Origin of the sequence: Haloquadratum walsbyi J07HQW2, from assembly GCF_000415985.1 — an archaeon.
Lineage (GTDB): Archaea > Halobacteriota > Halobacteria > Halobacteriales > Haloferacaceae > Haloquadratum > Haloquadratum walsbyi_B.
Window position 1 is genome coordinate 616,951 of sequence record NZ_KE356561.1, and the last position, 26,998, is coordinate 643,948.

Annotated in this window: 25 protein-coding genes and 2 pseudogenes; 17 read left to right on the plus strand and 10 right to left on the minus strand. The window is 48.1% G+C overall.

Features of this window, described 5'->3' with window-relative positions; all coding sequences use genetic code 11:
- Window positions 1–270: 270 nt before the first annotated feature.
- A complete protein-coding gene (locus J07HQW2_RS17490; protein WP_021053798.1) occupies window positions 271–396 on the minus strand; it encodes a hypothetical protein in 126 nt (41 codons plus the stop codon).
- Window positions 397–662: 266 nt separating this feature from the next.
- On the opposite strand from J07HQW2_RS17490, the gene J07HQW2_RS17495 reads away from it, so the two are divergent.
- The 4 genes from J07HQW2_RS17495 (at window position 663) to J07HQW2_RS02870 (ending at window position 4,123) form a co-directional block, all read left to right on the plus strand.
- Window positions 663–785: a hypothetical protein gene (locus tag J07HQW2_RS17495; RefSeq protein ID WP_303703939.1), complete on the plus strand. Its 123-nt coding sequence runs from the start codon at window positions 663–665 to the stop codon at window positions 783–785.
- Window positions 786–2,407: 1,622 nt separating this feature from the next.
- On the plus strand, window positions 2,408–2,707 hold the full coding sequence (locus J07HQW2_RS02860) for a hypothetical protein (protein ID WP_021053800.1): 300 nt from the start codon (window positions 2,408–2,410) through the stop codon (window positions 2,705–2,707).
- Window positions 2,708–3,205: 498 nt separating this feature from the next.
- The gene (locus J07HQW2_RS02865) at window positions 3,206–3,496 is read left to right on the plus strand and encodes a hypothetical protein (RefSeq protein WP_021053801.1); all 291 of its coding nucleotides are present in this window, start codon (window positions 3,206–3,208) and stop codon (window positions 3,494–3,496) included.
- Window positions 3,497–3,922: 426 nt separating this feature from the next.
- The gene (locus J07HQW2_RS02870; protein ID WP_021053803.1) at window positions 3,923–4,123 is read left to right on the plus strand and encodes a hypothetical protein; all 201 of its coding nucleotides are present in this window, start codon (window positions 3,923–3,925) and stop codon (window positions 4,121–4,123) included.
- Between the two features lie 1,414 nt (window positions 4,124–5,537).
- Here the strand turns inward: J07HQW2_RS02870 and J07HQW2_RS02875 are convergent.
- Complete coding sequence (locus tag J07HQW2_RS02875) at window positions 5,538–5,870, minus strand: hypothetical protein (protein ID WP_021053805.1); 333 nt, start codon at window positions 5,868–5,870, stop codon at window positions 5,538–5,540.
- Window positions 5,871–6,458: 588 nt separating this feature from the next.
- Here J07HQW2_RS02875 and J07HQW2_RS17500 point away from each other — a divergent pair.
- From J07HQW2_RS17500 to J07HQW2_RS02895, 3 genes are all read left to right on the plus strand, one after another.
- Window positions 6,459–6,677, plus strand: coding sequence for a hypothetical protein (locus tag J07HQW2_RS17500; RefSeq protein ID WP_303703940.1), 219 nt, complete (start codon window positions 6,459–6,461; stop codon window positions 6,675–6,677).
- 693 nt (window positions 6,678–7,370) lie between these two features.
- Entirely contained in the window at window positions 7,371–7,757 is a 387-nt protein-coding gene (locus J07HQW2_RS02890; RefSeq protein ID WP_021053808.1) for a ribbon-helix-helix domain-containing protein, read from the plus strand.
- A gap of 364 nt (window positions 7,758–8,121) precedes the next feature.
- Window positions 8,122–8,577: a hypothetical protein gene (locus J07HQW2_RS02895; RefSeq protein ID WP_303703941.1), complete on the plus strand. Its 456-nt coding sequence runs from the start codon at window positions 8,122–8,124 to the stop codon at window positions 8,575–8,577.
- A gap of 263 nt (window positions 8,578–8,840) precedes the next feature.
- Here J07HQW2_RS02895 and J07HQW2_RS02900 read toward each other — a convergent pair whose 3' ends face one another.
- Window positions 8,841–9,797, minus strand: a complete 957-nt coding sequence (locus tag J07HQW2_RS02900; RefSeq protein WP_021053810.1) for a pentapeptide repeat-containing protein — start codon at window positions 9,795–9,797, stop codon at window positions 8,841–8,843.
- Between the two features lie 684 nt (window positions 9,798–10,481).
- Here J07HQW2_RS02900 and J07HQW2_RS02905 point away from each other — a divergent pair.
- The 3 genes and pseudogenes from J07HQW2_RS02905 (at window position 10,482) to J07HQW2_RS02915 (ending at window position 14,322) form a co-directional block, all read left to right on the plus strand.
- A complete protein-coding gene (locus tag J07HQW2_RS02905) occupies window positions 10,482–10,829 on the plus strand; it encodes a nuclear transport factor 2 family protein (RefSeq protein WP_021053811.1) in 348 nt (115 codons plus the stop codon).
- A gap of 745 nt (window positions 10,830–11,574) precedes the next feature.
- Window positions 11,575–12,875: pseudogene (locus J07HQW2_RS19530) on the plus strand (RNA-guided endonuclease InsQ/TnpB family protein).
- 979 nt (window positions 12,876–13,854) lie between these two features.
- Window positions 13,855–14,322 (plus strand): hypothetical protein, encoded by a 468-nt coding sequence (locus J07HQW2_RS02915; protein WP_048075120.1) that lies wholly within the window; start codon window positions 13,855–13,857, stop codon window positions 14,320–14,322.
- Window positions 14,323–14,444: 122 nt separating this feature from the next.
- Here J07HQW2_RS02915 and J07HQW2_RS02920 read toward each other — a convergent pair whose 3' ends face one another.
- From J07HQW2_RS02920 to J07HQW2_RS17510, 3 genes are all read right to left on the minus strand, one after another.
- On the minus strand, window positions 14,445–14,744 hold the full coding sequence (locus tag J07HQW2_RS02920; RefSeq protein ID WP_021053816.1) for a DUF8036 family membrane protein: 300 nt from the start codon (window positions 14,742–14,744) through the stop codon (window positions 14,445–14,447).
- 1 nt (window position 14,745) lies between these two features.
- Window positions 14,746–15,021: a winged helix-turn-helix domain-containing protein gene (locus tag J07HQW2_RS02925; RefSeq protein ID WP_048075121.1), complete on the minus strand. Its 276-nt coding sequence runs from the start codon at window positions 15,019–15,021 to the stop codon at window positions 14,746–14,748.
- A 186-nt stretch (window positions 15,022–15,207) separates the two neighbouring features.
- Entirely contained in the window at window positions 15,208–16,761 is a 1,554-nt protein-coding gene (locus J07HQW2_RS17510; RefSeq protein ID WP_021053818.1) for a spondin domain-containing protein, read from the minus strand.
- Between the two features lie 655 nt (window positions 16,762–17,416).
- Here J07HQW2_RS17510 and J07HQW2_RS17515 point away from each other — a divergent pair.
- From J07HQW2_RS17515 to J07HQW2_RS17530, 5 genes are all read left to right on the plus strand, one after another.
- Window positions 17,417–17,593: a ribbon-helix-helix domain-containing protein gene (locus J07HQW2_RS17515; RefSeq protein WP_021053819.1), complete on the plus strand. Its 177-nt coding sequence runs from the start codon at window positions 17,417–17,419 to the stop codon at window positions 17,591–17,593.
- Window positions 17,594–18,293: 700 nt separating this feature from the next.
- Window positions 18,294–19,271 (plus strand): bile acid:sodium symporter family protein, encoded by a 978-nt coding sequence (locus J07HQW2_RS02940; RefSeq protein ID WP_021053820.1) that lies wholly within the window; start codon window positions 18,294–18,296, stop codon window positions 19,269–19,271.
- Window positions 19,272–19,843: 572 nt separating this feature from the next.
- A complete protein-coding gene (locus J07HQW2_RS17520) occupies window positions 19,844–19,972 on the plus strand; it encodes a hypothetical protein (RefSeq protein ID WP_303703942.1) in 129 nt (42 codons plus the stop codon).
- Between the two features lie 777 nt (window positions 19,973–20,749).
- A complete protein-coding gene (locus J07HQW2_RS17525) occupies window positions 20,750–20,929 on the plus strand; it encodes a hypothetical protein (protein WP_021053823.1) in 180 nt (59 codons plus the stop codon).
- Between the two features lie 969 nt (window positions 20,930–21,898).
- Entirely contained in the window at window positions 21,899–22,036 is a 138-nt protein-coding gene (locus J07HQW2_RS17530; protein WP_021053825.1) for a hypothetical protein, read from the plus strand.
- A 691-nt stretch (window positions 22,037–22,727) separates the two neighbouring features.
- Here J07HQW2_RS17530 and J07HQW2_RS02955 read toward each other — a convergent pair.
- From J07HQW2_RS02955 to J07HQW2_RS02965, 3 genes are all read right to left on the minus strand, one after another.
- Window positions 22,728–23,639, minus strand: coding sequence for an acetamidase/formamidase family protein (locus J07HQW2_RS02955; RefSeq protein WP_021053826.1), 912 nt, complete (start codon window positions 23,637–23,639; stop codon window positions 22,728–22,730).
- A gap of 48 nt (window positions 23,640–23,687) precedes the next feature.
- Window positions 23,688–23,861, minus strand: a complete 174-nt coding sequence (locus tag J07HQW2_RS02960) for a hypothetical protein (RefSeq protein WP_021053827.1) — start codon at window positions 23,859–23,861, stop codon at window positions 23,688–23,690.
- Window positions 23,862–24,047: 186 nt separating this feature from the next.
- Window positions 24,048–24,278, minus strand: coding sequence for a hypothetical protein (locus J07HQW2_RS02965; protein ID WP_021053828.1), 231 nt, complete (start codon window positions 24,276–24,278; stop codon window positions 24,048–24,050).
- 553 nt (window positions 24,279–24,831) lie between these two features.
- On the opposite strand from J07HQW2_RS02965, the gene J07HQW2_RS17535 reads away from it, so the two are divergent.
- Together J07HQW2_RS17535 and J07HQW2_RS02975 are read left to right on the plus strand one after the other, a co-directional pair.
- Window positions 24,832–25,029: a hypothetical protein gene (locus tag J07HQW2_RS17535; RefSeq protein ID WP_303703943.1), complete on the plus strand. Its 198-nt coding sequence runs from the start codon at window positions 24,832–24,834 to the stop codon at window positions 25,027–25,029.
- A 314-nt stretch (window positions 25,030–25,343) separates the two neighbouring features.
- Window positions 25,344–26,153: a hypothetical protein gene (locus tag J07HQW2_RS02975; RefSeq protein WP_021053830.1), complete on the plus strand. Its 810-nt coding sequence runs from the start codon at window positions 25,344–25,346 to the stop codon at window positions 26,151–26,153.
- Between the two features lie 497 nt (window positions 26,154–26,650).
- Here J07HQW2_RS02975 and J07HQW2_RS17540 read toward each other — a convergent pair.
- Window positions 26,651–26,998 (minus strand): annotated as a pseudogene (locus J07HQW2_RS17540) (zinc ribbon domain-containing protein); the annotation flags it as partial.

A 26,998-nucleotide genomic window follows, 5' to 3' on the forward strand; every position in this document is an offset into this window, starting at 1 on the left:
TTTGAGAGAGCGACATCGGTTGCATATCTGATAGTCGGCGTCCATTTCACTGACAGGTATAGAGACAGGCGGTGACACAGTCCAGTCACTACACATTTGTTGCAACTGTCATAGCTGTATTGTCTTTCTCTGTCGAATCCCGGCATATTCGTGGCTTCGTGAGTCCCAGTTCCCCGCCAACTGACACAGTGTTTCCGAGGATGTTTGAGTATATGTTGGTGGTATCAGAGAACCTGGATATGAGACAGCGAGCCGGGACAGTGTCACAGTTTATTCAGCACGGAAATCAAACACATCACAAATGCCAGCAGTCGCGAGCATGAGGATACCCATAGTGAATAATGCATGACTCAATGGCTCAACGAGTCTGAAAACAAGGAAGGTGAACCCAGTCATAAGAAGGAATTTTCAATCCATTGACACGGGAAACTCCAGCTACATATGACGAACAATGCCGAGTAACATAACAGACCCGGCCCGGACCTCTGAAGAGGTTATTCTTCTTGACAATCGTTGGAATGGCTCGCGTGTTGTGTCCGACCTTGCAAGGCTTCGACCTCGCAATCTCTCACTCGAGACGTGAGCCCCAGTGTGTCCGTGCTCCTCTCAACTGAGTCCCCGACAGAGTCAGGTTGAAGAAGTGTGGAAACCGAGCCTGAGATATGAGGGACAAGCTACCGGATGACCCGGAGCAACTGAAGCAGGAGCTGGACGAGGTCAGTAAGCAACTCTCTGGGACCCACAGTGAGCTGCTGGCAATCTTGGACTCGATGCAAGGGCAGTGAGAGACGGTTGAATCGGAGTCCCTGGCTGACGACTCGGATTCCGGTTACGGCGCCGTCGACGTTTCCCCTCTGGAAGAATAGAGTTGAGTTGACCCGCGACGAGAATTAGCCGCGAGAGAAGAGAGTATTCAGTTAGTCGGGTCGGATCGGGTCGACTGATCTGTGTGTTTACAGTGTTCTTTGTGACTCGCCAAATCACCAAGTGGCAGTATTGTTTCAACTTCGCAGCAAGTCCACTCCACTCCACTCCACAATATCAAAGCCGGTGTAATTACCGAAGGGGTCTCTTTCGGGGCGCGGACGAGACCAACTGGTCTCGGTCTCGGTGGTGTCGTCGATCCCCTCGCCAGTGTCGCCGTCAATAATGCCACCGTCCGGCGTTGGGACCTTCGGCGAGGCATCACCGTTCGCGCCAACCGTCGCATCGATCGAATCGAATTCGATTCGATCTGACTGTCACCGAGTGCGTCCGCCAGAACAGGTCGGTCGCCTGCTGCAATCTCAGCGCGTCAGATGTAACTTAACTGCACGCCTCACAGAGGAGTGGATGAAGCCGAGCGTGGGATTCTAAGTAACCGACTCTCTGAGACTCGACTCGACTCTGCAAACTCCACAGTGACAATCATCTCATCGGGAGTAGGTACGTGATCACGCCAGGAGAAGGGGGATCTCCGTCTCGTCTCGTTTCGTCTGGTGTGGGGGCACAGGGCACAGGGTAGAGGGTCGACTCCCGAGAATATTCAGACAATATTGTATAAACTCAATCGTTGGTGCAAGTGTCTCTGGAGGAGAGGGAACGTGATAGACACGGGAGCCGGGGCAACTGGTCGAACAGGCACGAAATCCCCGACTCCTGAAGACAGTCATTCTGATGTCAGATTAAATTAATCATTAATGCAATCCTCTCTGGAGTATAGGGTTTTCTCTGGAGGAGGGGTTGTCTAGGGTAGGGTATCTGAATCGTCTTATATTAACCCACGTCTTACTCAACAGCAATTCACTAACAGAAGGCACCGAGACAGACTAATACAAGTACCTCCAGAGCAAAGTGTAGAAGCCACAGGGTCAACTCCCCGACTCCCGACAATCATTGTATCTGATGTTGATGATATCACTGAAATTGCTTCTGGAGCGGGGGTACATGATCACGCCGGAGGGCGAGGTCGACCTCGGTATCACTTCGGGAGCATCGCCGATCTTGGTTATTGAGTCCGAAATCTCACCGGTTCCAGTATGTACTTTATTGTACTACTCAGCAGAAAACACCAACAACAACCGGAAAACGCACAACAGCGCGACGTGTGCTGGCTATCAGTGTTTTCTGCTTATTTTGACTAATTATTGCCTGCCAGTTATGATGGACTGACGATATCACCACACGCCCGACACTGCTGACCGGCTGTCGCCATGTCTAGAGCGAAGCGAGAGGATTTCAAAACGTTTTCGACTTCTGACATTATCCACAGACATCAGCTGTTCCAATACTCCAAGTCAAACGGATATGTGACAGTTTCCCACAGCTATATGTTCAATCAGTAATCATAATCAAGTGATCCAGAACGACGCTAATCCGAAAAAGCGCCAGGCGTTAGAGCGCCCGACACTGGGTCGGATAGCCCACTATGAAAAACAAACAAACTGGTCTTGAACAGATTGACGCAGATGAACCAACAGAAGTTCTGTCTTTAGATGACCTGTCGATAAACGCATCTTGTTACACTGGCAGAAGCGGATTTGATGTCCTGACTCATGCGTTTGAGAAAGAGCAAATAAAACTTCGGCAGGATGGCGGACTCGAAGATATTCACCTATCACTCAACTGTTCTGGTGACGGGATCGAAGCCTTTTGCGCTGGAATATCGCTGACAGAGGATGAAGCGAAAGAGTTGGGCACCGCGTTGATCGATGCAGCAGGCGACTGAATAGCTGACTACTACTCCGAGATGCTGTCGTCTCGAAAGCAGCAGTCTGGCTATTGAGGTATCGTATCGACAATCAAATCACCCGCCTTCTCTTTTCTAACAATCACTATATTGTCTGTAATTAGCGTCACTGATGGCTATACCCACTGGGATGTTTGAGCCGACGGATTCTGATAGTAGACAGTCTCGTTTCGATTGGGAATTGAGATGATTAACCCAAAAACTGCCCCCCCAGATCCTGGGGGGGTGTCTCCAGACTGTGGTGATCTGAGTACCCCGTTGGAGTAGGGTTCTTGATGCAACTGCGGGGGGAAACACGCAGGTAGGATACAAGATTTCGTTTTGCACATCGGGTGCACGTTTGAACGTACAAGAGTCTTAGATTGAACCGTACTGTGCCCCCGGATCACGCCCTCACCCCTGGTTATAAACAAAGGTTGTATATGACCGAGTGAGTCACCGCAAAAACCATGCCGATACGGCGGGGTTGTGCAAAAAATGCGTATCAAATCAACCGATGACCGGAAGCAATTGTGGGAGAATCTGTGTGAAGCAATCGATGAGTCCGCCCGATCCAAGGTACTGGATACCTCGGCACGATACTATCTGAAAATGTGTGGTGGGGTGGCGGCATATGGGAGAGGTGACATTCAGCACTTACTCGATGTGGCTGAGGAGAAAGGCAGTCTTACACCACAGGAGATTGCGGCGGTTCTGGATGAACGTGAGTTACCGGTCGAATATGACACACATTCGTCTGTTGGCACAGAATCACTCCGAGGTCAGTAACATGCGGATACACGTATGGGGATATGCAAGAGGCAACTAAATGTCTGATACCTGACTTTAGAGTTTCATGTTATTTAATTATAGATTAGAAAATTTGTGTAGTCTCACGCACAACAACTTACTCACGTCTGGCTTTCGTGTGCCACTCGGTTTCACACTCATCTGAACAAAAGACGGCATTCTCCTCCTCAAGTTGGTGTTGCGGACGGCGTATATTTGTCCCACAGTTCCCACACTCGGTTGGTTCTCCTGCGAGAGTTGTATCATGCGAACGGGAAGCGTGGATCCTTCTTTCGTGTGTGGTATCACATTCATCTCCGCGGATAGGACATGACGGCATGATATGGCATAGCTATATTATCACACAACACACATCCGACTCTCACGTACCGTACTAATCAAGCACGTCTGCCCGGGTAAGAAGCGATGTGTGGTGGGGTTGCTGCATATGTGCGTGGTGACGTGCAACGCTTGCTCGATGCAGCCGAAGAACACGGATCACTCACCGCGCCTGAGATTGCTGCGATTCTCAACGAGCGAGAGTTGCCCGTTGAATATGAAATACACTCATCGGAGAAACAATTAACAATCATGTTAATTACACAGTCTTTAAAATTGAAAAAATAGTGTTGGCACTCTGAAAAAACGAATATCACGAGATTTTATATGTGATGATAATAAATGAGATGACTGTCAGGGGGCACGAAATCATATGATGATTCCGGGTCTCAGAATCAACCGAGGCTGACTCATCCAGAGAACAAACTTGGCTAATTCGGAGGTACGCCCCCGACAATCAGCCTAAACTAGCGGTTTCATCTATTAAGTAATTTTGCACACTTGTCAGATTGCATATAGTATCCGGGTAAATCGCGCCGTGAGTCGCCCTTTGAGATGGTGATACCAATACCGATGATTTCTGTTGGTTTTCAAATTGAGTCGTGGTTGATACTCGAGGAGTGTGAGTTACCAGTGAACTACGAAACCACGTCGACAATTGGCGGAGAATCACCCCGAAGTCAGGGATATGCGAAGTATGCATTGATTGGAATTTGTGATTGAATGAAATGACGATTCCTGACTTCGGAGTATCATCGTTTTTGATTAGAGATTGAAAACAGTTCCGTGCAGCGACGTAGATCGGGACTGCCGACGAGATGTGATAAACACGGACTTCTGCGAGACAACGATGCGTCACACTTGTTGTGACATCAAGACAGTGTTGTATGAATCCAGATTATTGTTGATAGCCGTGTGAGTATAGTGGAGACACTCATGAGTCACTACCCGAAGCCAGGGAGAAAACACAAGGCACTTGCCGTCTCTGCAGATGATAACAGACGCCTCGTGTGGAAAAAAGTGGAGGCGTCCGTCACCGAATCTGCCAAACTATGACACTGATGCCAACTGGTAACGCCGTTGGCGTAGGCGGACATGGAACAGATCAAATGGATAGGACACAGTTGATCTGTGCTACACTCGCGAGAGTGTTCTCCCACTGAGAGACAACAGTCATCGTCACACCACGCTGGCGATGACTGTGTGAAAATGATGTTGGGACTTCCAACTCCAACTTATCCTCCGATGAACACACGGGAGCTTTTCTCGGGAATGTAGCAATTGTATTAGTAACTGCGTGCGCTAATGATTGTCGGTGTGTCAGATAACCCCGAAGTCAGTGACGGTGAATGTGAGCACTATGATAAGAAGTAACGAGCTGTCTGACCCCGGAGTATCATATCCCTTGATTATAGATTAAAATAAATTTCGTGTAGTGATGGGGACCGGGACTGCTGACAAGATGCGTCACACTTACGCTGATCAGTCGTGACACCGTAGCGATCCAGATTATATATATTAGTTGTGCAACTACAATATACGTTGAAGATCATCAACGTAGTTGCCAAAGTCACCATCTCTCTCGCTTATTAATGAGAGACTGTATGCACACAGATTATTGGGGTTATCTGCTCTGACAGACAGGCACCAATTATATGCTACAAGTTTGACAGATTATTTAAGTCAAAAAGAGAGGTTAAGATTACATCTGTGCTTTCTCGACATATTCTTCCGACTTTTCATCAAATGTGAATTTTTCATATGACTCACAGTTTGAGCACTTAGCATCAGCAAAACTAAAACTATCAGAAGTAATCAGTCCATCTGGATGCCATACACTTCTGAGAGTGACTGCAAACTCGCCACATCGCTCACACTCCTTCTGTGTTCCATGTTCAAACTTTTGTAGACTTGAGATAACTTCATTAGCACCACCGTATAGGTAATCCCTATTGTATTCTTCAATTTCTGTATCCAAGGTTGATTCGACTTTGCGTCTTGTGAGCGGAGTATCTGGAGTGTATTCGAATAACATATGATTAAATATTATATTGATATTATATTAATCATTCGTCGAGTGATTCAACCAGTTACTCGTGATATTACGGTACCTATCTAATTTTTTACTTTTTCGTTATGATATTCAGTCGATATCGGCAAAGATATCATGCTAATAAATCTGATAGGTCGAATATGCACATAGACAGTCCCAACTCAGTCGTGCGATTCTATGCAAATACAATACTCACCCCACTCTAACACAATCGCATGACGGCATTCTCTATGTTATTCATGAGAACAAACATATCAGACTGAATATCCTATACTCACGGAGAGTACCGTCGTCGTATCATTCGTAAATAATAACTGAACACAACAGGTCGCCTCAAGAAACAGAGTGTAGTTGCAAAGATATTGAGCACGAATGGATCTGAGTCTGGCTCGAGCCTCCAGCTTCAGACCCGCAAGTGCCCTAGGAGTCGGACAGAGAGAACGTTATCAACTATGGGAGCGGCTATTTGCGAAAATCGATTATATTGAACTTAATGGTCATCCAGATGACCGGCTCCCAAACAATTTCAACGTGAGTTTTCCAAACGTAAACGTCAAAGAATTGGTTCGAATGTCTTTGACTAATCATGGGGTCATGGCTGCTTTGGGATCCGCTTGTGCGAGTGGTGAAGACACATCACATGTTCTTGAAGCGATTACTGATGATGAGGATAGAATTGAAGCAGCAGTTCGGTTTGGGTTAGGGAAAGATCTCACTGAGGCGGATATTGAACATGCAGCAGATGTGATCGTCGAAGAAGTCAATCTAACAGAATCAATTTTTGGCTAATTCGATACAATGCCCGGTCGGCACCCACCCATCTTGAAAAAGTCTCAGGTTAGCTATTAAATGAGTGGATTTGTGCCTCTAACAGAATCTGTTCTTGTTTTGTGGACATTATTTTCGGGATAACGATTGAGATTCGACTACTGTCGAAGATGTTGATGAAAACGAGATGATCTATCGTATCCCACAGAGTCAAACAGATAATAAATCAAAGGTTATCTTGAGAAAGACTGTCCAGGCAAATCAGTCCCAAAGAAGACTTTGAAATTGTTTAATCAGACTGGAGTATGTTCGTTTTGCCGTAGTGATGTCGATGAATCTGAGAATGTAGGTCGGTCGTATGTGAATGCTATTAAGAGCGGTGAGTTTGAGGAGGCGAAACAATATGACTGAAGCAGAACCAAAGCCAGAGACAGAATCAGATACAGAGCAATTGGACCGGGTAGAGTTATTACGAACAACGTCGGAATGTGAATATCTCGAATCGTTGGCTGATGATGATGATAAGGTGTCCCTCATTGCAAAGAATTTTTTCAGATCCATGAGGAGTATGAATAAGTGTCACTGAGAGCCTTGCGGTGGTGGCTTGGCTATATAGATTTGTAATTATTCGTCGCCAATGGCACAATGTACTACTGTTATACCACTCATGTTACAGCGATGATATTAGGTACTAGTAGGATAAGAGTGAATAAAATGGTACAGGAAACAGTTCGATACTCCGATTCTATTGTTGAATCCGTAGAAAAGATAGTAGATGAGGGCGTATTCCGTAATAAGTCGGAGTTCTACCGATTCGCGACGGAGTTGTTATTAGAACACGTAGACACAGACTACGACCCAGAGATGCTCAACTATGATGATCTTTCGGAGGCTACTCAGCCAAACGTGGAGACGTACACTACTGAGCAGTCAGATGGAAGTATGTTTTATCAATCTGCGATTGTTGTCCGCCGGCACGCTCGACGTGGAGAGGTTAATACTGCTGAAGAATACATCGATACACACTATCCGCCGGAACGAGGCGAATATCTGCTTCTTGAAGCGTTGTTAGATTACTATAATAACCTAAACGAAAAGTAAATAATTGATATTATTTGATTTCACGGCAAGTCTATCAGAATCCACAACTGTACCTCTCACAAGTCACTCCTTACCCTCTTACTGAGAAAGTAATACCTACCAACCAATGTCGGGGGTATCTCAGATATCCCACAATCTCAAAGTCATAACTCGAAGAAATGCAGTCTCACATCCGTGTGTTTCTGTACACATGATTATATCACAGTGATCTTGAAGCATCTTAATTTCCCAAACCAATATAAAGAGAATTCTGGACGCTGGGTCCATTGCGATGCTAATGAGGTTTACTGAATGCCTGCGGAAGTGATATGACTCAGAGCATAGAAATAATATCATATTCGATTCCATGTGGCGAGGAATTATTTTGACGATTGGGATTGTGTTTGGTGGTGCGATGCTCCTTGGATTAGGACCCTCTCCAATGCCGACGGAGGCAGTATCACTCACGACTGACCAGGGGAACGACGATTTTGATGCAACGATAACTGCACAGGGACGATGTGGTCCGACATGTTTCGATATCGCAGCAGTAATAATAAACCAACAACCGACACAGGCGACAGATGTGTGGGTTACCGCCCGCGTGGTTCCTGGATACGTGAAGTTAACAGAGACTGATACAGACACAACAGTGTATCAAACAGAAAAACAAATCGGGACACTCAGCCCAGGAGAGCGACGGAGTGTTGATCAGTCTATTCGGTGGAGTGCGGCAGATGCTCTATCGGTCAAAAACCATGGTGGGCGCGTGACTGTTTTCATTGAAATCCATTCAACAAACGCAGAAATGATTTTTCGCGAGCGCTATGATCTTATTTAACAAAATTTAATCTGAGTAACACGCTGGTGTCATCAAAAACAACTCGACCCCAGGATAGACCCTGTCCATGATAAATCAAAATAGATGACTAGTAACACCGGACAATACACTATTTGAGGACACAAAATAGATAAGAAATAATCTAATCAGATAGTTGCGCCTATGTGTCCATTGTCTGTCCATGTATAATGATGCAAATACACCACGCATGCAGATTCAATACTACAGATGAACAACAGAAATGTAATCGAGTCGTGATACATTCACACCCGCTCACGGGTCCCGAGAACGTAACCTAAGAACACAATAGCGACTGTACCGGCGAACGTCTCAATCCCCGCCACGATACGCATCAAAACGCCGGTCGGTTCGGTAGGTGGAGAGGTAGTGAAGGTCACGATGCTATAGTAGAGACTATCAACAGGCGTCATTCCACCAGCCACTGAGTACACAAGTGCTGAGGTGACATAGAGCAGTAACATCCCTCCAACTACCACTCGGAGTTGAATCCCATATCCGGTGAAGAACTGCGAGAGCAACGATCCAAACCAGGCGATAGTGCCTCCTAACCCTTCTTCAGCCAACGCCTCCTGTCGTCGTGCCTTACGTTCTCGAACCCGGGCGGTCCGAGCCCGTCCAGTCAGTCCGTTCGCGCTGTACGCCGTCAAAAGTTCGTGATTTGCGCGGGCGATTTGATCGTACTGTTCTTCTCCTAGCTTGTTTTCATTGCCCTCTATCTGATCTTCTGGTGGATCGATAGTTGTCTTGCGAGAAAGTGTGACGCCTGATAGATCGACATTCAGTAGACTGGCACCAAAGAGATCGGCGTTTGAGAGGTCAGTATGTGAGAGGTCGGCACCCCACAGATTTGCATTAGAAAGGTTGGCACGAGAGAGGTAAGTGTGCGAGAGATCGGCAATCATAAGATTAGCACCAGAGAAGTCACTATTAAAGAGATTTGCACCAGAGAGGTTGACCTCGGAGAGATTAGCCTCGGTAAGGTCGGTGTTCCAAAGTTTAGCGTCAGAGAGGTCCGTCTCGACGAGAGAGGCGCCAGAGAGGTCGGCATTGGTGAAGTCAGTATCCATGAGTTCGGCGTCGGAAAGATCGACACCTGAGAGGTTAGCATCAGAGAAATCAGCACCAGAAAGATCAGCGCCCGGGCAGACATCGTCTGGGGCGATATCGTCGTTCGGAATTGAGTGCTCAATATCGGTCATACCACGTAATAAGAACGGATTGGGTGTAGGACTGCCGCTGGTTGATACTTCTTAATGGGTACTGTCAGTGAGGATAACATGACGCAGTTAGAGGGATGCCCTCGGGCGACCAGCGAGGAGACAGGCGGTTCATGGAGCTAATGAATCTATCGAATCCAGAGTGAGATCAAGCCCGTGCGAGTAGTTTTGTGACATCATCTAAAAAAGAAAGCGGATATCGCAACAGCACCAACTGATATTGATATCACCGATTCCGCTGTCATACTACATATAATCCCACTGATAGGTTGTTCATAATCCACCTCGTCGGGCGTTCTCTCGCCCTCGCCCAGCGGTCTCATTTTTAATTAGGATTATTTCCGTTGACACTACATCAGTGAGTTATTATTCATGTTTAATACATACTATGTAATGACCTGTGACGGGTTGAGCGGAGTTTTTGGATTCGGCATACGGGAATCCTGCTGAAACCATGCCTGAGATACAGCTCATAAACATAGCAGTTGTGTATATGCGATCAAATGGAGTCTTCTCCCCAATATTTCCAATGTGTGAGCTGTGAAGATATAATCGGCATTCCGCATTCTAATATGTTCAATTAGCCCCATATCTGAACTAATCAATATAATTAAATGATTAATCAGTATATTAATTACTTGGCGTGTGCATACAAAATATTGCTTTATGAGCAACACTAGTGCGACGCTTGATCATCACCTAGACGCATTTGCTAATCAGGATTTAAATCAAGTCATGACCGATTATGTTGAGGACTCAGTTGTGGTGACAAATCTGGGTGTTTACCGTGGTCTCGATGAAATTGAGGGACTGTTTGCAGGGCTATTTGATGAGTTCTCCCAGGATGAAACAACCTTAGAGGTGGATAATACGATCGTCGAAGGTGAATTCGCATATCTTCTCTGGCATGGCGAGACTCCAGATAACTCATATGAATTTTGTACCGATACGTTTCACATTCCGGAAGAGACAATTCGCTTTCAGACATACGCTGGGAAGATCGAGAGCAAATAAATGATAGAAGTGACAAATCTGCTTGTCACATAATTACTGCATACTCTCTCCTCGCCATATTTTCGCGTCTGTGAACCGTTCTACAGAGACTTGTACTCTCGCAGTCAAGTTCCTCCCGGGGAGAAATACAGTGGAGACAATTTTAACTCTCAGTCATAGCATTAGGTCATGAGCACGACTCAAAACTCGGTCGTGTGCTAGCGCCGGTGGCTTTCGGTCCGGGAGGCGTAGTGTGAATCTTTGTGCGTTCTTCTGAGTGTCAAATAGCATGATAGAACACAAATTTCAGCTGCTTGAAATTACGAACACGCATCAATCACTATAATAAATGAATTCAGATACTGAAAAATACAATAGTCATCATCAAAAGGATTTATTTGAAATCTGAATTCCTCTTTCGTGATCATGTATGTGGATTGTGCGAGTTACGGTTTATACATACGCGTGTGTGATTCTCAGTTTGATGATTGCAACCGTCGATAGCTATTAGACGATCTTTGGATCCAATGTTGCGAGCGAGTGAACGAGACAAAATAGGACGGAAGTAACGGTTAAAAAGCGTAATCCTGAGATTGTTGATCAACGCTAATCAGTGGCAATATTACACAAATAAATGAGAATGCCCACCGCTTTAGAGGTGGGATGCATCCGACAACTCCTCCAGCATCAACCGACGACAGCACGGCTGGATATTCCACGCTACCGACCCCATACCGGTAATCCAGTTCACGAACATAGGTTACGTATGGTCAAGCAGGCCGTCACCTGTGTACCTACACTGCGTCCATCCAGAACCAGAACCACTCACAGCTACCAGGTGATCTTGACGCCCTCGAGCTTGCTGCCTCAAGCTCTGGAACGTCGGGCGATGCGATGGGTCTGTGACCGTGTCTGGTCGGCAATCGACCAGATTCAGATTCCCGGTCACACTGAACTCACCGCGTAGCTCAAAACCCACGATCGCTGCGATGACCTCCATTCACAGTCAACTCAGCGCGTTTGCCGAGAACTCGCTGAGGTAGTCACTGGCTGGGACACGAAACGACAGAACGGAGACACACGAGCAAACCTGCCCGGCTACCGCAAACGAAAACACGGGGATAACCACCCCCGGAGCACAGTCATGTTCAAACACGCCGGGTTCAAACTCGACACTCAGTACAACCGCACCCGGCTCTCTGAAGGGTCGACCGTGAAAGACTACTGGTCGGATTTCGCGCTGTGCGAGCACCACAGACCCGACCCGGAGTTGATCTCTCTGCGGTGGAGAGCGTCCAACAGGTTCGAGCGGTCTGGACTGGCAGTGAATGAAAACTCTACTTCGTGTGCAAGGTTGAGCTTGAAGTAGCTGACACACCCGGCACAAAGACAGTCGGGATCAACAACTTCGCTGCCCTCACCCGCGAACACGCGGAGTTGTACCCGCTGAGCTGTTTGAAGCAGCATGACTGCTACTTCAGTAAGTAGATTGCTCGGTGCGATAATTCAGCCTCAGAGTGGACAACTCGACTCCACTACACGAAGTCTGCCCGTCGCACCCACTACTTCCACACGCTCTCACAACATCTCGTTCTCGTTGGACAGTGTGTGAGGAAGATGTTGGAACAATTGTAGTGGGGACCTGTCCGGCATCCGCAAAGACGACCGGGGCGACGAAGCGAAAGACTTGGCGCTGAGGATGTGGTCCACACGGGAGTCTCGACCTGCACTCGTGGGCGTTCGGCCGGTTCATGACGTTGCTGACGTACAAGGCTGAGATGGAAGGCATCTCTGTCGAGAAAGTGTCTGAACAAAACACGTCGAAGTCGTGTTCGTGTTGTGTGGGCAACTCCGAGAAGCAAACTGTGTCGAACAAGGGACTGTCCGTCCGTGACGAGTGTGAAGCAGTGGCGAACGCCGATGTGAACAGGATCGAGAATATCCGTCACAAAGTAACTCCGAGTCTCTCCACTGGGTAGGAGTAACGGCTGGTTTGCACAGCCATCGACATACTTGTTTGAGGAGGAAACTGGTACGTTCGCACCTCGAGAGCACGTTACGTCGTAAACCACAATATCCCACCCCTGAAGCGGTGGGAAGATGTCAATCTCAGAGTAAGGTGTCTCTATGTAGTATCTTTTATTATAGTAGTAACAGTATGTATACAGAGTTTTAATCCGTGAATGTATTCTCACTCTGTCGCAACGGTAGAAAGTTTGTCATAGGAAAACCTATAATTGTTTTTTGTATCTGTTATTAATGACTATACCACACTACCGATTTTCTTGTTTGTGTTATATCTCTATGTAATAATAGATATCAACTGGGAGAGTAGGTCGATATCTATCATGGATCACCGGCAATAACGAGGATGGAACTTGTCCTCAGTTGCCCGCGACCAATGCCAGAAAGATCAGACGGTTAATAGCCGCCCGGTTGTGTCGGGTAGGGTGACTAAGCCCATGATGACTGAATGACTGTGACCTAAGTCGTAGGCTGTAGCCATCTTGATTGATGGCAATTATTCATTATATTTACAGCTGTTTAAAAATTTGGAACTATCAATATTGTTGACAGTTTCAATGTTTGTGTGTAAGTCATTAATATGGGATTTGAGTTCGGTGCACGAAGCCTATGTCTGCTAGGAGAGCGACTTAATTATTTTTACGATGGTCACTACAGTGTCCTTCGCAAATTCGTGGGTGTGTTCCGCAATACGCTGGTATCCGTGACGTTCATACAGCGGTACCCCGTTGAGCGAGGGTCACGCTCTCAATAAGGCGACTCCGTTTCGACGGGTCGCGTCGGAGACAGACGTTGAGCCACTCCATCATAATGGACCCACGGCAACTCCAACAACGCGACACTGCAAAGATTGCGGCACTCAATTGCATTTTATATGATGAGTATTGAGGAGAATTATCTATTTAATACGTCTAGAATTGGCTTCGACACCAGTTGATTCAAATCACCGAGTGAATATACAATTATATAATTGAGGTATAATCACATGAGCGAGTTATCAAATCTGAGATATAGCCTCCTAATGTTCGTAATCATAGGCACTGCAATCGCTTTGATTCCATATCTAACGGGGGTATCGTTTTCTCCAGCGTTTGTTATTATCGGTCTGTGGGGGCTGGCTGGTGTGGTGATTGGAGGAGTGATTAATTTACTAATACAATCATATGGCACTGAGAATTTGGGATTTGTGGGTGTTCTCACGGGTTCACTTCTGATCAGTTTCATCGTCATCATATGTGGTATTGGAACTGCCGACGCTGGTGGATTAATCCCTGACAGTGGAGCAGTTATCGCCACGATAATAACTTCGGGCTTGGGAGGATTAGTCGGATTTGATTTCACCCAATTAAAAAAGAACACTCAATCAGACGATCAAACAAACGCCACAAACACCCATCGACCGCCTACATACAGATATCCCACAAGCAGAAATCGAGGACGTCCGGACCCCGCTGTTGGTCAGACAGGACGAGCGCGACGCCGGGAGTAGCAATCAAAATTGTTCCTGTGATCTGCGCAGAGACAGTCAGTGCCTATTTTATCAGGTATACCAACATCACTGTTGACTAAGACACACCCCGAGAGAGAGGACATACAGTTCGTCGGGACTAGTCATCTCAGCGTTGCATGTGCTAATAGTCCAATCGCGAACAGTTCGAGCCCCCGCATTGTCAGAACGACAGACGCTATAATGGGATCAGCCCCCCACACTGTCTTCATTCCGGCAATAAAGAAATATCCTGCAAGGACATTCTCAAGAAACAACACAACGCTGAATCCTGTCAGCCCAAGCAACATCGCCGATCCGAACTGTCGGTAGTTGCGAATCCACACCACTCCGATGCCGATCAATAGGGCAGCATTGAGCGTAGCAAGCCCGAAACCGAGGATTCCAGGAGGTCCCATCGCCATTTTACTCAACCTCAGCGCTGATTGTCTCGAATGTTGCCCAATGTTGCTCAAACTGGTCGGTCAGAAAGTACAATTGACCATAGTCATTGTCGCCAGGCTCAACGACGTTGTGCTCAATAAGAACATCCAGATGGTGTGTAATTGTGTTATAATCAACCTCAAGCCGGCTCGCCAAATCATTTGCGTTGCGAGGGCGCGATTCGAGTTCACGTACTATCCGGATCCTGTTCGCACCGCCCCGGCTCCCGACGAAGACATACCACAGCGCCTTTTCCATCTGCTGGTAACGACTATTTTCCACGGTTTTAAACCGTTGCCGTCGTACAGATTGAGCTGCCCGCCCGGATCGATAGTCATGTAACATCTGATGAGTGTTATTCTGTGCCCACGGTATCATCTCGTGACATTCTGCTACTGTCAGTGAAATTGACTAGTGTGGTCGCTAGCAGTCTAAGTCGACCTGTTATTGTGGATTCAGACTTACTTGAATGATATCCATCATATCTGCGTACATAAACTCATCGTTGACCCGGTCGGCTGGGTGTACAACACCCTCAGTTGGACCAGCAGTTGGATCGCCATTCTGACCTTGGAGAGGTGCACCAGCGACGTCAACACCTGGTCTACTGTTAATTTCGGTTCCAGCGTCGAAGAGACCGACTGTATCAGTGACATCGCCGGAGACAGGCTCGCCGCCCTCGTACAATTGAATCGCCGGTTGTGGCGAAAGGAACAGATCGTTGGAGGGAACATACATTGAGGCAAACGAAAGTCGGTCACCAGGGACCGCCTCAAAGCCGACTTCGAAAGCCCCGCCAGGGGCAATTGGTGGCGCACCGGGGACCTCGCCCATTGGATCGTTCGGGTCCTCGACGGTGTTGGCTGGCGTGAATGCACCGACCGATGAGACGCGGTCTACCTCCGGGAGTTCATCAACGAGACCTGGTTGATCAGGAAACCCTGTCGGTGGTCCTGCTTCGGCTAAAGCTTCAAGTCCGACCGACGCTGTGTCGCCGACTGAGAAGATTGGATTTTCTCTTTCATGGACAGCGAAAGCACCTGGTGTTATCCAGATTTGACCGCCAGTCGCGGTGTCGTCCGCATAGAAGTCTGTTGGCGCTATATTCTCAATTCGAAGCATGAATTTGCTATCTCCGTCAGACGTCAGTCCTACATTGACGATATCACTTGGTTCGGCGTACCGGAAGCCGTCGTTGACTCTATCAGCCGGATAGACGACGCCCTCAGTTGGACCAACAGTCGCGCCGCCGTTCTGACCTTGGAGAGGTGCACCGGCGGTGTCGATGCCAGGTTCGCCATTCAATTCGGTTCCGGCGTCGAAGAGACCGACTGTATCGGTGACGTCGCCAGAAACGGGCTCACTTTCCTCAAATAGTCTGATCGCTGGGTCTGGGGAAACAAATAGATCATTGGAGGGAACGTACATCGAGGCAAACGAGAGTCGGTCGCCAGGAGCTGCTTGTATCTCGAATTCATATGCGCCACCTGGTGCAATCGGTGGCGCGCCGGGGACCTCGCCCATTGGGTCGTTCGGATCCTCGACAGTGTTAGCAGGCGTAAACGCACCAACCGAACTCACGCCAGTTGCATCTGGGAGTTCATCAACCAATCCCGGGTCTCCATCAAACCCGGTCGGCGGACCAGCCTCGGCAAGTGCCTCAAGCCCAACTGACGCCGGCTCACCAGTGCTAAAGATCGGGTTTTCATCCTCGTGGATAGCGTAGGCTCCTGGAGTAAGCCATACCTGACCACCAGTTGCGGTGTCAGCCCCGTAGAAATCCGTCGGCGCCACATTTTCAATCCGAACCAGAAACGTTGTTTCTCCGTCTGCGTCTACGTCTGCTCCGCTTTCAGTGCTACTAGTGTTTTCACTGGCACTACCAGTGTTGTCAGCTGAACTATTGTCATCTCCACTACCGAGACATCCTGCAAGACCCACGGCAGCGGCACTGCTCGCCACGGTAATAAATCGACGTCGAGTGCTTTGCGGTGACATGCATGTGAAGGGTGATTTTATCAATTAAAATATATTTTTCAACTTTGACTCAAGATCAAACTCAATTCCGTTCAAATTTTATTCCAACTTCATATCGATCATGAGTTTTAGATCCAATAGCAGGTCGAGACACTGCCCAGCTTTGAAATATCGTATACAGAGACAGTGCAGATCGAAACGTCGCCCAGCAAGTATCCGGGTTAGCAGGTTGTAGACGCTTAGTTACCACCCTTAGAAAAAATACCAATGAAAATGAACGGAGCGAGTATAGTGAGGGGACTCAGAGTTGATATCTCAATGATCGTCAAAATCAGGAAGTAGTAGCAGCCGCTGTCCTTTCAGTTGGTCTTCTGCTCCTGATCGTTCTATATCTGTGATTGTTTTAACAATAACGAGGCTAAGTCCCCTTCCTCAAGGAACGAACCGCGAAAGCGGTAAGTGAGTAGGGTAGTTCACTGACGTGACCTCGTTATCACTGATATCGCATCAATATATATTGTCCGTCCAATTAATCTTCCACATCATATCTTCATATAGATTTCAGGAAGTGACAACACAAGAACTGTTTTGTGTTTGAATTATCACTGACGCCTGATCATTCGCCGTGGCTATTGCCCCCATAGAAACAAGTAATAGGCAGATAATTATTAAGAATATGAATCGTGACAGTACACAGCCGTCCAATGTCGACGACGCCGAGACCGTCGTCATTAGCCTCGGTATCCCAACCGATCTCGAACGGCGGATTGAATCACACATAGAATCTGGACTATATCAGAGCCAATCAGAACTGATCCAAGAGGCAATCCGGAAGCGTCTCGATCGGGAATGACATCAATTACCTCTAGCAGTGTAACATGCATACGGCTGTGGCACCTCCAAGTCTAGATTCTACAGATGAAACAATTCGTTAGCCGCATGCTGCTGGCTCGCCTCTGTGTACACGCGGTCGACGATGCTTACAGACTAGATAGTATCAAGCTGTCATGGAATTGATAAATTATCCAAGCGCAAAGCTAGCGGAGAGAACTGCTCGACGTCAGTCCGCAGGTCCTCGTTCACATGCTTGATGCTTGCGAGCGCCCGAACGTATCGAGGTGATTGCACAGAAAGACGAGTATCCGGTGATCGGGCGTGTTCTCAAAGACCACGGTATCATCACGCTTGCGCTCGCATACAATCTCCTAAAGAGTCTCTCTTGAAGAATCGGTCGCTCCTGATGGATTTTCTATACATTTTCAGCCAGCCAATTAATCACTGTGTTGTATCGCACACTACTTCCGAGGAATACGGCTGGCTTGCGTCTGACGAGCGGCTATTATCTCAGCACTCACTCGCATAATGCCTGTATGTCCTACCAACTGTCGGGTTATTCTTACCCCTTTTCGATGATCCTCGAATGGCTGTACAGATCGCCGTCGCTAGTGGTTCTCATGGCGGTGGGGAAGCTGCTGGTTACACCGAGGTGAGGGGACGTCCCACAATTCTGCCAGTAGGGAAAGTCTCTTTCGGCGAACCCATACAATATTCATATGAGCGTCAGTGGTGGAATCTCGCGGGCGGCACAGGTCGCGAGCAAGTACTTCGTCGTCTGGGTGATCGCTGCGGCGGGCATCGCGCTCGTCTACCCGAATTCGTTCGTTCCAGTGTTGGACTACGTCAACCCACTGCTCGGAATCATCATGCTCGGGATGGGGTTGACCCTCCAACCCGAGGACTTCCAGCGGCTCGCCGAGCGTCCCGCTGATGTCGGCATCGGAGCGGTCACCCAGTGGCTTGTGATGCCGCTGGCGGCGTACGCACTTTACCTCCTTTTCAACCTGCCGGACGCAATTGGCGTCGGACTCATCCTCGTCGGCGCGGCCCCCGGTGGCACGGCGTCGAACGTGATGACGTTCCTCGGTCGCGGCGACGTGGCACTCTCTGTCGCTATCACAACGGTGACGACGCTCACAGCGCCCATCGTGCTGCCCGCGTGGACGCTGTTCATCCTCGGAGAGAGCATCGACGTGACGTTCATGCAGATGTTCACCAGTATCGTCCAGATCGTCATCATCCCGGTCGTGCTCGGGTTCGGGATTCGGTACGTCCTTGACCGTTACTCGCCGAAGGCCGCGGAGGTTGGAGTCGATGTCTTCCCCGTGATAAGCGTTGTCGCCATCGTTGCCATCGTCGCAGGGGTCGTCGGTGCGAACGTCAATAACATCCTCACTGCGGGCGCGCTTGTGCTGGCCGCAGTCGTCCTCCACAACGGTGTCGGCCTTGGAGCGGGCTACGGCGTGGGGCGCGCGTTCGGCATGTCTGTGGACCGCGTACGGACGACGACCTTCGAGGTCGGCCTCCAGAACAGCGGTCTCGCGGTGGCGCTCGCCGCATCCCTGTTTGACCCGGCAGCCGCGCTCATCCCCGCACTGTTCAGTGTCTGGCATAACGTCAGCGGTCCGGCTCTCGCGAGCTACTTCACGTGGAGCGACAACCGGACCGCTAGCGGCCCCGTAACGGCGGACTAACTGTTTGCCGAGTGAGCGGACACCAGCTATTCACAGTATTTCACAAAGGCTGTAAACCGAGTGGTCTGCTTGTTGAGGTGTGACTAAACAAAACCTTCCAAGCGAAGTCCAGCATAATCAAGCGTTTTTGAAGCGACAGATGAATTTTTGAACGGTCAAGCAGGGGTTAGTATCTCGAGACAAATCACTCTTGATGGGGCGAAAGTTGCTTTCATCACTGTCTGTGGAACACCTACGACCACTGTCGATACTTCGCGAACAGAGTGATGGACCGAATTAATCTGTTGAGCTAACTAGAAAGAACTGTCCGGTTCTGTATGTGGTTGAACTACCAGACCCCAAACGGGTATCTTTATCATATGATATTTCACTTGACAGGAACCCGTACAGTGCGGTCAGATCGACTTTGATCGTGTATCAGTCTCACACTCTCCATCGACCAACAATCTATAGCTGTATCGCCGATCAGGGGTCCAATTCCGATGCTTGGATTTCATTGTAAAATCTCCGGTTCAACCCAACAGGGGTTCATGTGGAACTATTATACTCTCCACGGAGTAGTAGACCCTGTAATGTGCAACGTCGACTACCAGTATCCAGGGGACAAGCAGTTGTCTCTTGATCTCGTGAATCCCGACCCCAGTAAAATCGTCTCGCAAATCGTTGGGCACGATGACGATGTGGCGGTGAAAATGCATTAGTACGACTTAGATGAGGATTTCTACATTGTGTGCACGTCTCGTGTTGATGGGGGGGTGCGGTGAAGAATCTCAATTTCAGTCTGACTGATGCTCTTGAGCAGATACAACCGGATACCGGCGTTATTGTGACTCATCTCCTCGAAATCTATCGGGGGAGTCTTAACCAAAATGAATCTGAGGAAAAAATTCCTGTTGGAACATACAATGGCATCCATATTGACGCATTCGCAAAGACTCTCGGTGAAATCCTATTCTTCAGACTGACCCTCAGCTGAGACAGCTAGTCGATGAGAGCTACTTACTGTATATGCACTGTAGGCAACTCCCGATAGGATCTATAATATATCTCATTTCAGAAGCTGAAACGCTTACTCGGTATTTGTCTCTCATCAACGATTTTCGCTCGTATATGAACTGCGTATATCAACTGCTAGTCCAGAAATATTCTTTTTACTTGTTTGTGCGTCCAACAGTATATACTGGAGTACAAAATTTAGCACTACTAGGAAAAAATGAGCGGCGTTGACAGCCCCAGACGAGAGACATCTCACCGAGCAATTGGAACTTCCTAGCTGTACTTGCACTCTATTCCGGGCTCGTTTTTGCGGGGCTACACGGGATGTTCGGATCCACTATTCCGACATTGGGAGTGGTGGCTTATGCATGGGCTCCGATGATTACTGTAGGGGCGACGGTCTGGTTACTCGCTGAAAGCGTTCGAGACTGGCTTTGACAGCTTCGTAACCTGCGAGTTGGTATCTCATCGGTATCGCCATCATGATGTTCGGGATTGAGGCTGAGATGATAGTTGTGGTGCTTCTCGGCGGTGTGGCGGTTCCATACGCTCCACTCAGCAGTTACATCTTTACCTTCGGTGTTACGCTATTTTTGGCTGGTGCATTAGAGGAGTTGGGTTGGCGTGGTTTCCTACAGCCCCCGTCTCTAGCAGCGATTTAGTGCGCTTCACGCGAGTATACTGATTGGCGTCGTCTGGGGTCTTTGACACGTCCCAATGATACTCACTGGAGCGGGCGATTTCACCGTATTCTGGGAGTATATCATAAATATGATACCGATGTCAGTCATTCTCGGATGGCTGTACAACAACACTGAGGGGCGTTGCCAGTCGTGATGATCGCCCATGCTTCGCATAGCATGCCTCGTATCGGGGACGCTGCTGGAGACGTACCTGCCGTGTTTGATATGCTGTCGGGAGACGCTGTATTTTATTTATTTTCTGCGTCGATCACTGCGCTGTACGCCGAGTCACAGACGTTGACACGGGATGGAACTCTTCCTGCGATCCCGGCAGCGTCAGCTCAGAGAGCATGTACCGGAGCAGAAGAAGGCTGCTGAATAACGACTTGTTAGGCTGGTCGCGGTTCAAGCTGGTACAACAGTCATATTGACCGCTCAGAGTGATCGGTCTACATTATACAGAATCAAGGAGAATACCTGCGCCTTTAGCCGCAGGACAGGACAAAATGAATCCGACACCCGAGTAACAATCCACGGTGTGATAGCCAGCCCGAGATTTCACAATCCATCGTTTCAACTGGCAGGCAATTATCCGGAAAGATAGGAATCAAGCTAGAACAGAGTGATTCTGCTGAGTCCTCCGATGGCGGCCTGCCCGCCCCGCCCCGCCCCGCCGCCAAGCAACCAAGCAATAATCGAATCAATGGACCCAGTCGATAACCAGCGTATTCTCACAGAATCCGACTGGACTGGACTGGAGTTGACTGCTGTAAGCACAGCTCACAGTAACTCCGAGTCCGTGTCCGTTGAGGTCTGCTGGACGCCCCGAGGCAAAACCAACTCTGGGAGTCCGAACATGACGGAGGATAGGAGTACCGGGGCGGGGCTTGGCACTCCCACTCTACCCGCCACAGTCCACGAGCATCCCTTCAGATTCTTTCTGTCTGGATGCTCGGTGGGACTGCAACCCTGAAATCTCCAACACTCAACTCACGCTCAGGATTCCTCCGCCTAAAAGCGGAGGAGGATGTCAAGAATGAGACAGACGATGGTGAGTTCACGGAACTATTTCCACCAGCGTCGTGAGCAGATGCACGTACCGTATTTTTGTTTAATCGTTCTTATGATACGCCAGAGGTAACCGGTGGACAAGCCTCACTGATGGAAGGTTGTCGGATGTAGCAGTGCTCTGCCTCTCAGTGCGTCCGAGAGTTTCGAACCCAGCGACGGGACTACGACATTGAAATCAGAAGGGTACGACCGGTCTGAAATCTCGTGGTGGGATTCACGCGTCTCTAGGCGCGAGAGGAGGTTGATAACCTGCTGTACAATATGATAATCATGTATTTCAGCTCGTGATACGTGTTGAATTTATAGCTATATAATCAGAATGTGATAACGACTGTAGCCTCATTACAACCGGAGCGATGGCAACTCAGAAACTGTTCAAGCCCTTCCAGAACAGTTTAATATCAATAATCTTGCAGACAAGACAGCACAGGATATTCAGTATTGGCACAGAATCGAAGGTGACGTGTGTGCCGTTGTCAAGTTCTCTGGGCTCAGACACAGCGTCCACAAGCAAGGTGCAGCCATCACCTGGCACTCAATTATCATGAGAATAACTCAACCGTGAGAGGTCGGAATTAAACTAATTTATTCCATCTGGGACCCGATACGAAAGAAGAGACACTGGAGGGCGATCCTGTCGAGGGATGATAAGTTGTTATTCACATCTTAATAATAGAACTCTCTAAAAGTTCCACTCCAACCCAGCTTAGAATGGATCTGAGAGATATTCGCTTGGGACTGAGTTACGGGCCGTAACAAGTGGGTCGACAACTTGGCTAATTTCCAGACCGCCAACAAGACTCGAAAAAAGATAGGCGTCAGTAAGCGAGTAATCATGCTCAAGAGCAAGTAGTTTAATAAGATCCTCGTTTGCCATTTCGACAGCATCTTCCATTGTTTCGGCACTAGCAATCGTTTTCCACGCACCACCGGTATCGACGAGTGGGCGCTCAAGATCAATGGCGGCATCTTCAATGACAGAAACCGTGATATCAATGTCAGTCCCAATTTCAGCACCGGTACCGCACATTTCGCCATCTGCCATCGCAGCTTTGGAATCGCCCATCGCTAGCATCGCACCTTCTTGAAACACTGGAAAGTAGGCTGTTGTCCCAGCGGTCATATCTGTGGTGTCGAGGTTACCACCATGATTGTGTGGTATAAGAGTTGTAATTGTTTCTTCAGATGTTGCAACACCAATCGTTCCAATAACAGGGTTGATTGGTATCTCAAGATCTTTGAATAAAAGTGACTCACTATCTTTGGTTATTTCTGTCACACGTGTCGCTGGGTGTTCGATGTCTTCATGATCTTGGAGTAACCCGAACTCCGGTGCTGTAATCACACGTCCTTGCTCCTCGTTAACTCGCACATCTTCAATCTCAACCCTGAGGACATCGCCAGGTGTGGCACCCTCAACAGCAATTGGACCTGTAGCGGCGTTGACCTCTTCTGGGATAGCATCCATCAGATCAGAATCCGACTGGACAGCCTTATTCAGGCTATCAATAGTCTCGAATGTGACTGATTCCCCGTCTTTAGCCGTATATATCGGCTCCATGTCGGGGGCAAACTCATAGACATGACCATCTTTGTATGATATGACCTTCCGTGTCATTCTGAAGTCGTATTCAAAATTAACAGTTATAAATATGTTTGTGAATACTCACGGGATTTGACTCAGACTCACGCTCAGTTTCTGGGGATTCCTGATACGTGCGAGCGTCTCGCGTTTCCGATACTCATTCTCACCGAAATTTGCATAGGGGTCATGCCCATTCCAGGGTTCACGAACATCCTCTTCCTCGAGTTCTTCCGTTTCGTAGAGTCTTTTAGCCAAGTGCGAGCAATATACTCTCGATTGGTCTCCTTGTAGTAATTGAATCATGTCGCGTTAATCCGGATTTCGAACTCTTCGGACAGGCACTCAATAATTCGCTTTGTTGAGCTATCCAACTCCGAGGAGGCGATTCCCAACTTATGTTGACTGTTGACCTCCTCAGCGGCGACGTAGTCGCGGGTTTCGTCAATCGCCTGTGCGATAGTTATCCGTGTCCAGCGTCTCGGCGGCGACGATGTCCGGTCCCCGGTACACCAGTTCAACGGTGCTATCGAAGTCATGTAGCGTCACTGCCACCTCACTCTCTTCACGTTTCTCCATCAAGAACGTATTGAATCCACCCTGGGTGTCGTCGTCGATTTTTGACGGTGATCCCGACGAGTCCAGCACGAATGTGACGTGTGTCTGAGACTTCATGCACAACAGTAATTAGTATACATAAAAAAGTTACAGTGTTAATACTACCTGTTGACACGATCCACACAATTATGCTGCCGGTCAAGACCCAGTGATTCCCGATGACAGACCAGTTGATATCAGTGAGACAGATACACTTTCGACGGTGTGCCCACTCAAATGTCTGATTGAGTGCACTCTGATAGTTCAGATTTGTGATCCAACGATGTGGTCATTATGTCTCATATGCCGAGGGGTTAGAACATATGTGAGTTGTTATCATAAAACAATTGCTCACAAAGAAAATGACTGCGCCCAGCTATATTCAATCAATTGATAGATGCTACTATGCCACAACAGACAATTACTCAGACAGAAAACAATAATATTCATCATGAGTCTTTCGCAACTGATATCAACACCTCAACGATCATACACTCTCTCAGTGGCGGGTTAGGTCATATCATGGTTCACGATGCTGACGTTGAGAGAGCAGCGCTGTCGCGAAAGGACACATGCAATATCTGCGACACTCTTGAAGTGTCAGTTCAAAAAGGAGCATGGAGGTACGATTATGAGTGACGAACTGAAATCAATGTGGTTCTGTCCTGAGTGTTGTGCTTGGAACGGCACACAACTGCGGACCTGTATTAAGTGTAAACGTGACCGCCCACTCGTGCCCGTCACTGTCGGTGGGGTGCCCGTCGGTCACTCAGAGGATGTGACGCTACGCCACCGCGTGCGAGCGAAGATTGACCGGTTGACAGAGTAACTATGTTTTCTTGATGATGTGAGTAAACTGCGCAATTACCGCTTACACGCAGGGTTAGTTACGCTGCTCAACCGTCCGTGAACCGCCGATTACGTGTACACGTGTTCTGATATTCAGCGCCAGCATTGTTCGCAGTTTGATCGTGTGTTTATAGACCCGCACAGTGGATTGAATCAAATGATAGTGGAAGTGATTCCAGATCCGCCTACGCTCGACAAAATTCTAAACCGTTGTCGTATCGGCGGTCAATATTGCTCTAAGAACAGAACGAACGGGGAAATAACATATCTCTCGAGAGTTTTCTTGAGTCTATCATGTTACTTGGTGGCTCTGTATTAGCTGTCGATGGGATTTTACCCGGATTATTTGGCGGAATGGCCGCAACAGGAGTTGGATTATCTCTGACAATTGGTGGAATCAAACAACTCAATCGATCGTGGAGAATATTCACGACGGATTTAGTGCCAATTGATGAAGCTGTTGGGAGTGATGAATTAGTTCAAATAACCGGGTCTGTTTATCCATCTCAGCCGGGTGATACAATTATTTCACCAATCCACGATCAAGAATGTGTGGCGTACAAGTATAAAATTCGCTCTCAACTGAATGATGGCTGCCCGATTGACTCTGGCACCGAGTGTAGATCATTTAAAATTTCTGATGGGACAGCGGAGGTACTGATTACCCCTACGACAGAAAGTCTGTCATTGGATACCCAGAAAAAGACGGTCACAGGAGGGGAGGAGGTATCAAGAGAAATTAATGAAGAGAAAATTAATGTTGATCCATCAGCTGAGATAAGTGACTCAGGTAGTATCCCAAATCCGATTGAGTTGATTGAGGGAACAATCAGTCTCGGCGAGCAAATAACGATTGTCGGGAGAGCAAACCCAACGCCAAAGACGGGAGCCGAAGATACTGATATTAGTGTCGGTGCAGATACAAATACAGATGTAGTCGCGGTCATGACACCTGAAACGGACCATCTGAATGTGATGAATGAGCTGACAGAAACCACTGCGTTGAAAACAGGCACTGTGGGGACACTTTTTGCAATTGTTGGGTCTGTGTTTACGCTTGGCGGATTAGCTATTTTTATTTCCGCTCTCGGCAGTTTAGCGTGATAAAAATAGTGAATCACGCTAATATTGTGGAAACAAGTATTCACGAATCACGAATTATGAGCGGTTGGATTCGAGCCAACCTGAAGGAATTAACTTGGCAGATTTGTTCGATCCAAACTTGTAGAGAGAATCATAATATTAGCGGTGATGATGAAGTGAATTATGTTTGCTGATCTGCGTGGTCAACGATCGGCAAGCTATCACGTGAGCGCCGGCATTCCACTGGTACTTTATGATATCCCTCGCCGTTACGCACCTCCCTGTAGGTTCTTCAGTTACGTCCGTAGATGAGTAATTTCGTCAACATTTGTGTATGCTTGCTATCACTCATTGTATTGGCGTGCAATCAGCCGGTTCCTGCCCGTGAATGTTCTCAGACATGGCTTGGCACCAAACTTCGTTGCGGGATGCTGTATCATCCGATGCATTCTATGTGACATCCTCCTCGCCGGAAACGGCGAGGCTTCCCGTACCGCAGATTTGGGATATTTGCTGGTTTAGGATCTACCCTGTTCTTGAGGGACTATTTCACCCGGTGATGTATCGAACAAGTAGATCGATGGCTGTGCCAGACAGCCGTTATCCCTATCCTGTGACGGACTCGGACTCGGGGTTATCTTTTGTCTCATATTCTCTGCGCCGTTACAGTCTGCGTTGGCTACCAATTCGCAGCGCAGGAATCACATACGTACAGACCAGACCACGCTCAACCCGGTTGCTATCAGCGGAGTCACCACACTCACAGCACGTCTTCGAGGTATTCCACTCATTTTCTTTCAGTACCTCAACACCGTGTTCTTCGCCCTTGTAGTCGAGATACTGATACAGCCGGTCGAACGCCCACG